At 69.8% G+C, this 10,473-nt stretch carries 12 protein-coding genes and 1 tRNA gene; 5 read left to right on the forward strand and 8 right to left on the reverse strand.

Going from position 1 to position 10,473, the window contains the following annotated elements; genetic code table 11:
• The coding region (gene pstB / locus VME70_01785) for a phosphate ABC transporter ATP-binding protein (protein ID HTW18924.1) at positions 1–147 on the forward strand (147 nt) is incomplete at its 5' end.
• A gap of 73 nt (positions 148–220) precedes the next feature.
• Entirely contained in the window at positions 221–505 is a 285-nt protein-coding gene (locus VME70_01790) for a DUF3099 domain-containing protein (GenBank protein ID HTW18925.1), read from the forward strand.
• Here the strand turns inward: VME70_01790 and VME70_01795 are convergent.
• From VME70_01795 to VME70_01805, 3 genes are read right to left on the reverse strand one after another with little or no spacing between them, the layout of a single operon-like run.
• Complete coding sequence (locus tag VME70_01795; protein HTW18926.1) at positions 498–1,490, reverse strand: inorganic phosphate transporter; 993 nt, start codon at positions 1,488–1,490, stop codon at positions 498–500. The two genes, VME70_01790 and VME70_01795, sit on opposite strands and share 8 nt — an antisense overlap.
• A gap of 9 nt (positions 1,491–1,499) precedes the next feature.
• Positions 1,500–2,120, reverse strand: a complete 621-nt coding sequence (locus tag VME70_01800) for a DUF47 family protein (protein ID HTW18927.1) — start codon at positions 2,118–2,120, stop codon at positions 1,500–1,502.
• 51 nt (positions 2,121–2,171) lie between these two features.
• The gene (locus VME70_01805) at positions 2,172–2,942 is read right to left on the reverse strand and encodes a ParA family protein (GenBank protein HTW18928.1); all 771 of its coding nucleotides are present in this window, start codon (positions 2,940–2,942) and stop codon (positions 2,172–2,174) included.
• A gap of 92 nt (positions 2,943–3,034) precedes the next feature.
• On the opposite strand from VME70_01805, the gene VME70_01810 reads away from it, so the two are divergent.
• Positions 3,035–4,252, forward strand: coding sequence for an acyl-CoA dehydrogenase family protein (locus VME70_01810; protein ID HTW18929.1), 1,218 nt, complete (start codon positions 3,035–3,037; stop codon positions 4,250–4,252).
• Between the two features lie 10 nt (positions 4,253–4,262).
• Here the strand turns inward: VME70_01810 and VME70_01815 are convergent, their stop codons facing one another.
• Both VME70_01815 and VME70_01820 read right to left on the reverse strand, forming a co-directional pair.
• Positions 4,263–5,750: an FAD-dependent oxidoreductase gene (locus tag VME70_01815; GenBank protein HTW18930.1), complete on the reverse strand. Its 1,488-nt coding sequence runs from the start codon at positions 5,748–5,750 to the stop codon at positions 4,263–4,265.
• Entirely contained in the window at positions 5,747–6,325 is a 579-nt protein-coding gene (locus VME70_01820; protein ID HTW18931.1) for a TetR/AcrR family transcriptional regulator, read from the reverse strand. Before VME70_01820 ends, VME70_01815 begins: the two co-directional genes overlap by 4 nt.
• 213 nt (positions 6,326–6,538) lie before the next feature.
• Here VME70_01820 and VME70_01825 point away from each other — a divergent pair, with 213 nt between their 5' ends.
• Positions 6,539–8,029 carry an FAD-binding oxidoreductase gene (locus VME70_01825; GenBank protein ID HTW18932.1) on the forward strand — a complete coding sequence of 497 codons (1,491 nt, stop codon included), beginning with the start codon at positions 6,539–6,541 and terminating at the stop codon, positions 8,027–8,029.
• An 8-nt stretch (positions 8,030–8,037) separates the two neighbouring features.
• On the opposite strand, the gene VME70_01830 is transcribed toward VME70_01825, so the two are convergent.
• The 3 genes from VME70_01830 to VME70_01840 are packed head-to-tail and all read right to left on the reverse strand — an operon-like array spanning position 8,038 to position 10,076.
• Complete coding sequence (locus tag VME70_01830; GenBank protein ID HTW18933.1) at positions 8,038–8,538, reverse strand: hypothetical protein; 501 nt, start codon at positions 8,536–8,538, stop codon at positions 8,038–8,040.
• Entirely contained in the window at positions 8,535–9,680 is a 1,146-nt protein-coding gene (locus VME70_01835) for a serine/threonine-protein kinase (protein ID HTW18934.1), read from the reverse strand. The genes VME70_01830 and VME70_01835 overlap by 4 nt, the downstream gene beginning before the upstream one ends.
• A 57-nt stretch (positions 9,681–9,737) precedes the next feature.
• Positions 9,738–10,076 carry an STAS domain-containing protein gene (locus VME70_01840; GenBank protein HTW18935.1) on the reverse strand — a complete coding sequence of 113 codons (339 nt, stop codon included), beginning with the start codon at positions 10,074–10,076 and terminating at the stop codon, positions 9,738–9,740.
• A gap of 180 nt (positions 10,077–10,256) precedes the next feature.
• On the opposite strand from VME70_01840, the gene VME70_01845 reads away from it, so the two are divergent.
• Positions 10,257–10,329: transfer RNA gene (locus VME70_01845), tRNA-Arg, on the forward strand.
• Positions 10,330–10,473 lie beyond the last annotated feature (144 nt).

Here is a 10,473-nt window from a genome sequence, read left to right on the forward strand (position 1 = left end):
GCGCGGGTTTCCGACACCACGGCGTTCTTCACCCTCAAGGGGCCCGGCGAGCCGGGCGCGCTGGTCGAGGTAGACGCGACCCAGAAGATCTTCACGAACCCGACTGAGAAGCGGACCGAGGACTACATCACCGGCCGATTCGGGTAGGTCCCACCGGGTGAGAGCGCCCCGTCACCCTGCCCCTGCCGGCGCCCACTCGAGCAGGGCGCACACTGGACGGGTGTCCGCCCAGGGTGACCAGCCGGTCCTGGTGACCACGGCGCCCGTCAGCCCGGCCGAGGAGCGGCGGCGGCGGGAGCGGCGCTACCTGATCACCATGGGCGTCCGGGTGGTCGCCTTCGTCCTCGCGGTCTTCCTGCTGACCGGATGGATCAGGGTAGTGGCGATCGTGCTCGCCCTGGTCCTGCCGTGGGTCGCGGTCATCGTCGCGAATGCCGGCCCGATGCGGCAGCCGCCGGAGCGACCGTCGCTGTTCGGCGGCGAGAAGCGCCGCGAGCTCACCTGACCACGAGATGGACCAGGCCGAAGACCCCGGCCGCCATCAGACCCGCAGCCGGCAGGGTGAGCACCCACGCCAGCAGGATGTTCCCGGCCACTCCCCATCGAACCGCGGACATCCTCCGGGTGGCACCGGCTCCCATCACCGACGACGTGATGACGTGCGTGGTGGAGATCGGAGCCGCGTACACATAGGCGGTTGTGAGCAGGACCGCCGAGGCCACCGACTGCGCAACGAAGGCGGAGGCGTTGTCCAGCTTGTAGACGCGGCGGCCGAGTGTGCGCATGATCCGCCAGCCGCCCGACGCCGTACCGGCGCTGATCGCCATCGCGCACAGCACTTTCACCCAGATCGGAACCATGAACACCGACAGGTGGTGAGTCACGACCAGCGCGAGGGCGATCACCCCCATGGTTTTCTGCGCGTCCTGGAGCCCGTGGCCGAAGGCCATCGCGGCTGAGGATCCCCATTGCCCGATCCGGAAGCCGACGTTGGCCTCGCGCGGCTTCACCCCGCGCAACCCCCACAGCACGATGAGCATCACGATGAACGCGAGCACGAAGCCGACGACCGGCGACAGCACCATCGGTATGACGACCTTCTGTACGACCGCGTTCCACTTCACATGGCCACTCGAAGCGATTGCCGCCCCGCACAGGCCGCCGATCAGGGCATGGGACGAGGACGAGGGCAGCCCGAAGTACCACGTGATCAGGTTCCAGATGGTCGCACCAACGACTGCCGCGAAGACGACGGTCAGGCCCTCTGCGGTCGCCGGTGCCGAGATGATGCCCCCGACGGTGTTCGCCACCTTGGTCGAAACGAGCGACCCCAACAGGTTGAAGATCGCGGCAAGGGTGAGAGCGGCGCGCGGGCTCAACGCGCGGGTCGACACCGACGTCGCAATCGCGTTCGCCGCGTCGTGGAAACCGTTGGTGTAGTCGAAGCCGAGGGCAACGACGATCAGCACGACCAGGCCGACGGTCTCCAAGGGAGCGGCTCAGGACTCTTTGACGGCGATCGTCTCGACGGTGTTCGCGACGTTCTCCAGCGCGTCGGCGGCACCTTCGAGCTGCTCGGCGATCTCCTTGAGCTTCATGACCGTGAGTGCATCGAAGTCACCGCCGAACAGGCGCGCCACGAACCTTCGGTACAGCCGGTCGGCGTCGTCCTCGAGCCGGTTGACCTCGATCCAGTAGTCGCTGAGGTTCTCCAGAGAGCGCAGTCGCGGCATCGCGCCGGCGGTGAGCTCCGCACCACGCACCAGGATCTCGGCCATGCGAGGCATCTCGAGGGGCAGGATCTCGAGGTCGTAGAGAACCACGAGGTCGCCCGCCGCCTCGAAGAAGTCGAGGACGTCGTCGAGCCGGCTGGCCAGCCGGTAGATGTCCTCGCGATCAAACGGCGTCACGAAGGTCGAGTTGACCTCGCGCATGATCTGGTGGGTGCGGTCGTCTCCGACATGTTCGAGATCGCTCAGCTGTTTGGCCAGCACAGCACGGCCCGGCCGGGAGACCGTCAGCAGCTGCTCGAGGACACGGGCGCCCTCCAGCAGGTTGTTCCCTGCGGTGGCGAACATGTCGTAGAAAACCGTCTCGCGGGGCGTCAGCCGTAGGCGCACGCTCCATACCCTAGGGGTAGGCGAACGAGAGGTTAACGCCGGATGAACGACCTAGCCGGACGGCGACTCCCCTGCCCGGCTGACTCCCAAGCGGGTGCGGACCTCGGCCCAGAGATCTCGATACGCGGCGGCGGCCACGCTCTCGGGCGAGGTGGCCACGACCGGCCGCCGGCGCTGGCCCATCCGTTCGATCAGCGCGCTGCTCGGCACGACCGCTCGCGCGACGTCGGCGTACCGCCCGTGCAGCAGGTCGACGACGTCACGGTGCAAGGCCCGGCGGCGTTCGACCATCGACAGGAAGGCCAGCACGACCGCCCGGCTCTTGGTCTGGTTGGCCAGATCGACCACGTGGTCGAGGGTTCGCAGTGACAGTGGCGACGGCACGATCGGCACGAGCACGAGGTCCGCGGCACTGACCACGTTGGTCGAGAGCAGGGAAAGCCCGGCCGGGCAGTCGAGGATCACGACGTCGTAGTCGTCCTTGAAGCCGCTCAGCACCCTCGCGATCCGCTGCTCGCTGCGCTTCATCGCGCCGAGATCGACATCGGTTCCGGCGTACGTCGTATCCGCCGGCAGCAGGTCGAGGCCACGGTCCGGGGTAGCCCGCACCGCACGCAGGGCGTCGCTCTTGCCTTGCAACAGGCGGCGACTGCCACCCTTCACCTTCGACTTGCCACGCAGCAGGAAGGTCGCGCCGGCCTGCGAGTCGAGATCCCACAACAGCGTGCGGTAGCCATCCTGGGCCGACAGCCAGGCCAGGTTGACCGCGGCCGCGGTCTTGCCGACCCCGCCCTTCACGGCGTACGACGCAACGACCTTCACGGCGTGCATAGTGTCAGCCCGCGCGGCTCCGCCCAAACTGCCCGTGCGTCACACTGGATCCGAAGCCGGTTCGATCCAAGGAGGTGCACGTCGTGGCCGAGTTCTCCCTCGACTTGACCGAGGACCAGGTCACGCTGCGCAAGTGGCTGCACGACTTTGCCGCAGAGGTGATCCGGCCGGCCGCCCACGAGTGGGACGAACGCGAAGAGACACCCTGGCCGGTGATCAAGGAGGCCGCGAAGGTCGGGATCTACTCCCTCGACTTCATGGCTCAGCAGTGGTTCGACGACACCGGCCTCGGCATGGTGATCGCTTCCGAGGAGCTGTTCTGGGGCGACGCCGGCATCGGGCTGTCGCTGATGGGCACCGGGCTGGCTGCCGCCGCGGTGAGCGCGAACGGCACACCGGAGCAGATCGGCGAGTTCGTCGCGGCGATGTACGGCACCGCCGAGGAGCCGAAGCTCGGCGCGTTCTGTTCTTCGGAACCGGATGCCGGCAGCGACGTCGGCGCGATGAAGACCCGCGCTGTCTACGACCAAGCCAACGACGAATGGGTGCTCAACGGCACCAAGACCTGGGCGACCAACGGCGGGATCGCGGACTGGCACGTCGTGGTCGCGAGCGTGGACCCGACGCTCGGCACCCGCGGGCAGGCGTCGTTCGCGGTGCCACCCGGCACCAGAGGGCTGAGCCAGGGCCAGAAGTTCAAGAAGCACGGCATCCGCGCGTCGCATACCGCCGAGGTCGTTCTTGACGACGTCCGGCTCCCCGGCAGGTACCTGCTCGGCGGCAAGGAGCGCCTCGACGAGCGACTGCACCGGGCCCGCGAAGGGGCGAGCAGCGGGCGGTCGCAACCCTCGATGGCGACCTTCGAGCGCACCCGGCCGACCGTCGGAGCACAGGCGGTGGGCATCGCCCGGGCGGCGTACGAGGTCGCGCTCGACTATGCGAAGCAGCGCGAGCAGTTCGGCCGACCGATCATCGAGAACCAGGGCATCGCCTTCAAGCTCGCCGACATGAAGACCCGGATCGACGCTTCACGGCTGCTGGTCTGGCGCGCGGCGTGGATGGCTCGGCAGGGGCACGAGTTCGCGGGCGCCGAGGGCTCGCAGTGCAAGCTGTTCGCCGGTGAGACCGCGGTCTGGGTGACCGAGCAGGCGATCCAGATCCTCGGCGGCAACGGCTACACCCGTGACTACCCGGTCGAGCGCATGCACCGAGACGCGAAGATCTACACGATCTTCGAGGGCACCAGCGAGATCCAGCGACTCGTGATCGCCCGCGCGATCAGCGGCACCCACATCCGCTGAGTCGGCAGCGCTAGCCCCTCGACGAGAGCAGCTCGTCGACGTACGGCGCAGCGGCGGCGCGCCAGGCCGGCACGAGATCCAGCCGCAGTCGCCGGTCGAGGACGTCCTCGGCCGTGACCGCCCCTTCGGCGTCGATCGCCCAGGCGGCTTCGCAGCGCAGGGCAGGGACTCCTTCGGCGATCGGCTCGCTCGGCCCGGCGTGCGCCACCAGGTCGGCCTCGGCGCCGAAGCGGCGCTGCAGTCGTGGCGCGCGACCATCGGCCCGGGCGGCGGCCCCCACGAGCGGTAGGTCGATCGTGCGGCAACCGACTCCGTGGTCGAGGCGCTGCGCGACCCGGTCGACGGCGTCCTGTGCCATGCGGCGGTAGGTCGTGAGCTTGCCGCCCACGATCACCAGCACTCCGCCGCGATCGAGCAGCGCGTGCCGCCGGGACAGGTCCGCCGAGGTCGAGCCCTGCTCGTCTCCGAGCAGGGGACGCAGGCCGGCGTACCGGCCGATGACGTCATCGCCGGTGAGCGGTCGCGACATCCTTCGCGACACCGCCCCGAGCAGGAACCGTTCGTCCTCGTCGGTGACCGCAGGAACGTCATCGATCGCGTCCACCGCATCGTCGGTCAGGCCGAGCAGCACGGTGCCGTCGGGACGCGGCTGGGCGAACACCGACCGGTTGATGGTGCCCGGCAACAGCAGGTTGACCGCCACCCGCGGGTGGCCCAGCGCCTCCGCGCGGACCACGAGATGCGCGCCCTTGCTCGGCCTGAGTGGTACGTCGTCAACAAGACCTCCGGACCAGACGCCCGCGGCGACGACGACTGCACGCGCACGGATCTCCCCCGTGTCGCCGGTCAGCTCGTCGCGAACCTGCGCGCCGTCGGCAGCGAGCTCCACCGCGCGGCAGTGTGTGACAACCCGTGCGCCGTGCGCTGCCGCGGTACGCGCGAGGGCGACCACGAGCCGCGCGTCGTCCTCCAAGGCGCCGTCGACATGGACGTGAGCGCCATTGGTCGGAAGCAAGGTGGGCGCCAGCGAGCGCACGGCGGCGGCATCGGCCCACGCCGTACGAGGCAGCCAGGCCGGCGTGTCCGAGGCCGCCCGCAAGCCGTCGGCGACGGTGAACAGCAGCCTGGTGGCGGCCCGGCTGCCACGCGGGCGGTCGGGGAAGTACGGCATCAAGAACCGCATCGGCTGGACGAGATGCGGTGCGATCCTCGTCACGAGCCGGTTGCGCTCGACCGCTGACTCCCACGCCACACCGATCTGGCCGGCCGCGATGTAACGGATGCCACCGTGGGCGAGCTTGCTCGACCAGCGGCTGGTCCCTGCGGCGAGGTCGTTGCGTTCGATCAGCGCGACGGACAGACCTCTGCTCGCAGCATCGAGTGCGACGCCTGCGCCGGTGACCCCACCGCCGACCACGAGGACATCGACCGGCGCGCCGTCGAGCAATGCCGCCAGATCGTCGCTCCGCCGCCGGGCGGTCAGGTAGGTGGACGTCATGGCCGCAACCAGCCATCGAGCCCTCGGGCCAGCTCGTCGAGTGCATCGTCACGGCCGAGGCGGTCGATCACGCGCGCGGACACGACCCAAGGCACGACCGTCGTCAACACACCGATCGCGATCAGCGTCGGGTCGCCACGCCGGATCGAGCGATCGGCCTGGCCCGCCTCGACCGCGAGCTCGATGCGTTCGAGTGCCAGCCGTTGGGTCGACCCGAGGCGCGAGGTGAGGTAGGGCAGGAGCAGCTCAGGGTCCACGTCGAGGATTCGGGCGAACAGCGGCTCGCGGGGCAGCCGGCGAGCGGTCTCGACGGCTACGGCGACCAAGCGCGCTCGCGCGGTCCGCCGCCGAGACGTGGCGGACTCGATGTCTGCCAGCAACGCCTCGAAGTCGTGGGTAAGCACGGTGAGCAGCAGCGTCTCGACGTCCGGGACCATCCGGTAGAGCGTCATGCGGCTGACACCGGCGAGCCGGGCCACATCGGTCAACGTCGTACGCCGCACGCCGACTGCTGCGACCGACTCGCGGACTGCCGCCGCGACGGCGGTGGGCAGGTCCCGGTCTGCGGACGCCATCCGGTCAACCTCCAAGGCAGTAGCAGCAGCCTTGTGACGTTGGGACGGCATATGTCACACTGTAGCGCAATGGACTCTATCCCCTGGACGGCTTGGGGAGCCTCGCAACCCGAGCTGAGCGCGCCGGCGCGTGCGCTTCTGAAGCCGGCGCTCGGCCCGCTCACGCCGCAGCGACCGGTCTCGGTGACTGAAGTCGCGCTACCACCCTCTCGCTTGCCGGCACCCATAAAGAACCTGTTCGTCGAGGCACTCGGCGCAGCCGGAGTTCTCGACGACGACGAGACCCGGGCCCGGCACGCCGGCGGGCAGGCCTACCTCGACCTGGTCCGGCGCCGGAGCGGCGATGCCGCGGATGCGCCGGACGCGGTTCTGCTGCCGCCAACCACCGCCGCGGTCGCCGATGTCCTGAGCATCTGCTCGCGCGAACGGGTGGCGGTCGTGCCGTGGGGCGGCGGGACGAGCGTCGTCGGCGGGCTGTCAGCGTTGCGCGGCAGCTGCGAGTCCGTGGTCGCGCTCGACCTCGGCCGGCTCGACCGGCTGCTCGCCGTGGACCCGGAGTCGCTGACCGCGACCTTCGAACCAGGCGTTCGTACGCCGGACGCGGAGCGCGCCCTCTCGGCGCACGGCCTGACCATCGGCCACGTCCCGCAGAGCTTCGAGCGAGCGACGCTCGGCGGCTACGTCGTCACGCGATCCGCCGGCCAGGCCTCCAGCGGGGTCGGCAGGATCGACGACCTCGTCGTCGGCTGCCGCCTGCAGACCCCAAGCGGTGAGTTGGTGCTCGGACCGGTGGCCGGCAGCGCGGCCGGCCCGGATCTGCGCCGCCTAGTGCTCGGCTCCGAGGGCATCTTCGGCGTCGTGACCGAGGTGACGCTGCGGGTACGCCGGCTCCCCGATGTCACCCACTACGAGGGTTGGGTCGCGCGCGATTGGGACCACGGCCTGCGCATCCTCCGGCGGCTCGCGCAGGACGGTCCGAGACCCGACATCGTCCGACTCTCCGACCCGGACGAGACGCGGATCTCGATGGCGATGTCCGGGACCGCGGGGTGGCAGCGCCGTGCGCTCGGCGGCTATCTACGACTGCGCGGCGTGCGCACCGGGTGCCTGCTCATCGTCGGCTACGAAGGCGGCCGGCGCGACGTCCACCACCGGCGCCGCGAGGTACGACGGGTGCTCCGTGCCGACCACGCGGTGCCGCTCGGCACCGGCGCGGGCCAGTCGTGGGAACGGCATCGCTTCGCTGCGCCGTACCTGAGGGACACCCTGCTCGATGCCGGCGTCCTCGCCGAGACGCTGGAGACGGCCACGACCTGGACGCAGCTGCCGGCCCTTTATCTGGCGGTGCGATCGGCGTTGGCCGCAGCGCTGGCCCATGACGACCGACCCCCGCTCGTGGGCTGTCATGTCTCGCATCTCTACCCGACCGGCGGGTCGCTGTACTTCACCGTGCTCGCCCGCGCCGTACCCGGCAATGAGATCGAGCAGTGGAGTGCCGCCAAGGCCGCCGCAAACCGCGCAATCGCCGGCGCCGGTGGCACTGCCACCCACCATCACGCGGTCGGTACGGCGCACCAAGACATCGTGACGGCAGATCTCGGCGGCGCGGTCGGCGTCACCGCGATGCGCGCGGTCAAGGCTGCCCTGGATCCGGCCGGGATTATGAACCCCGGAAAGCTCCTCCCCGGGCCGCCAGACGTCTGAGGCCGCGGTCAACCACCCGGCCCGCCGGGACCCTTCGACTTCGTCTGACCGGGCGGTGTGTGGGTCTGACCGGGCGGCTGCGGTGGCGAGGTGGTCGGGCCGCTCGTGCTCGGCGTAATCGTCACAGTCACGGTCGGGGCCGGACTCGTGCTGGTCGGCGGTGGCGATGGGCTCGGCGAGGATGCGGCCGGCGACGGGCTCGGCAGCGTCGCCACGAAATCGGTGAACAAGGCGTCCGCCGCGTTGAGGATGTTCACCGCCCGCGACTGGCTCAGCTTGCCGTCCCGCTGCAACGCGTCCACCTCGGAGCGCAACTGGTTGATCGCACTCTGCAGCGGGCCGCGGTGCTTGCCCGCGGCAGCGACCCGGACGGCGTGAACGTAGGGCTTCAGTGCGTCGGCGGCGGCGACCGAGATCTTGCCACTGCTCGACGCGGACGCGCACCCGGCCGCTCCGAGTGCGACGCTCAGGGCGAGGAAGGTGGATGCGACCGCCGTCGACCGCCTCATCGGGCACACACCAGGCGTTCGATCTGGCGCATGTCGGACTCGAGCTTCCCGGCCAGGGTCGGCTTGTGGTAGCAGTGCGCGGTTCCGCTTCCGGAGTTGTTGTGCCGGTCCACCAGTACGACGCCGGCCACCGCTCCCGCAGCGATGATGACAACGATGATGAGGACTGCCATCCACGGGCTGCGACGACGCCGCGGCGGTGCCGGGACGGGGGTGGCTGTCGTCACGGGCGGCATCACGGTCGTCGCCATCGGCATGGCCACCGTCTCGCCGGCTGCTGCCGGCATCGCGATCGTGGCCGCCGCGCCCATGGCGACGGTCCGGTCGTCGCCCGCGCTGATGCGGGTGAGCCGGTCGACGACCTGGGCCGCCGACAACCGCGACGACGCGTGCCGGGCGGTCATGCCGACCAGCAGGTCACGCCATGCCGGCGGCAGGTTGGCGGGCAGCTCTGGCGGCCGGTTGAGCCTCGCCATGGCGACCTCGAGCGGCGCGCCGTCGTACTCGCGCCGACCGGTGATGCACTCGAGCAGGACCAGGCCGAGTGCGTAGACGTCGGCCGGCGGGCCTACCGGCTCGCCGGCGACCTGCTCCGGCGCGAAGTACGCCGGGGTGCCGAGAACGTCACCGGCCTGGGTGAGATGGGCCGCATCGATGAGCCGAGCGATGCCGAAGTCGGCGAGATGTACCCGGCCGCCGTCGGCGATCAGCACGTTCGCCGGCTTGACGTCGCGGTGGATCAGCCCCTGGCCGTGAATGTAGGCGAGCGCATCCGCGATCGACAGGCCGACTTCCGTCGTACGGTCGAGCGAGAGCGGGCCGTTGCGCAGCGTCTGCGCGAGGGTCGAGCCCTCGACCAGCTCCATGACGAGGTAGGGCTGCGTGGTCACCGGATCGGTCCCTGCGTCGAAGACCGTGACCAGAGACGGGTGGTTCAGCCGTGCCAGCGTGCGCATCTCCTCGGCGTGCCGCTGCAGCTGGTCGGCTGCGTCGCCCCTGAACAGCTTGACCGCGACGCCGCGGTCGAGCCGCTCATCCACCGCCCGGTAGACCTCCGCAACGCCGCCGGATCCGATCAGCGCTCCGAGCCGGTAGCGGCCATCGAGGAGTCGCCCCTCGGCCGCCACCGGTCCGCTGGTCATGGACTCCAGCATTGCGGGCCGGTCGGGCCGGCGCCAAATCGGCCCGGTCTGTCCGGTTCAGCAGGCGGGCGGAATGACGATGTAGGGCAGCGAGTCGGCGGCGTCCAGCACGTCGCCGGCGTTGAGCAGATCGCAGAGCCGTCGTACCGCGGTGCTGGGGTTCTCGACCACCAGCTGGCGGCCGAGGTCGCGCATGGCGTCCGCGGCACCAAGAATCACCGAGAGCGACAGCACGTCCATGAACGTGACGTCGCTCAGATCGAGGATGATCGTTCGGGCCGGCCCGGCACACAGCCCGTCGAGGAGCTCGCGCAACGCATCGACGTTCACCACGTCGAGATCGCCATGCGGACGCGCCACAGTGGCGTCTGGCCGCACGCTGACGTCGCCGAGCATGGCCGCCCCCCTCCAGAGCAGTCAGGTTCGTTCGACCGTAACCACCGACCGGCGCATCGTCAGCCGATTGCAGGAGTTGTGCCCTTCGGCGCGTCAATAAACCTGGCAGACTGTGGAAAAGTCGTTTCGTGGCTGCCATTCGTGGTAGGCCGCTCGACGGTCCGGCGTTGCCGGCGCCCCGCCCTCGTAGCTCAGGGGATAGAGCAACCGCCTCCTAAGCGGTAGGTCACAGGTTCAAATCCTGTCGGGGGCACTTATGTGATGTCTCGGGACATCGGAATGGCCTGAACCTGCATTGTGCAGGTTCGGGTTATCGCTTTTTGGGTGCTGGGCCGGGTGGGATGCCTCGGGGTTGGTAGTTCTTGCGTGGGTCGATGAGCAGGTCGCGCAGGATCTC

It is taken from the genome of Mycobacteriales bacterium (assembly GCA_035504215.1).
In the GTDB taxonomy this organism is placed as follows: domain Bacteria; phylum Actinomycetota; class Actinomycetes; order JAFAQI01; family JAFAQI01; genus DATAUK01.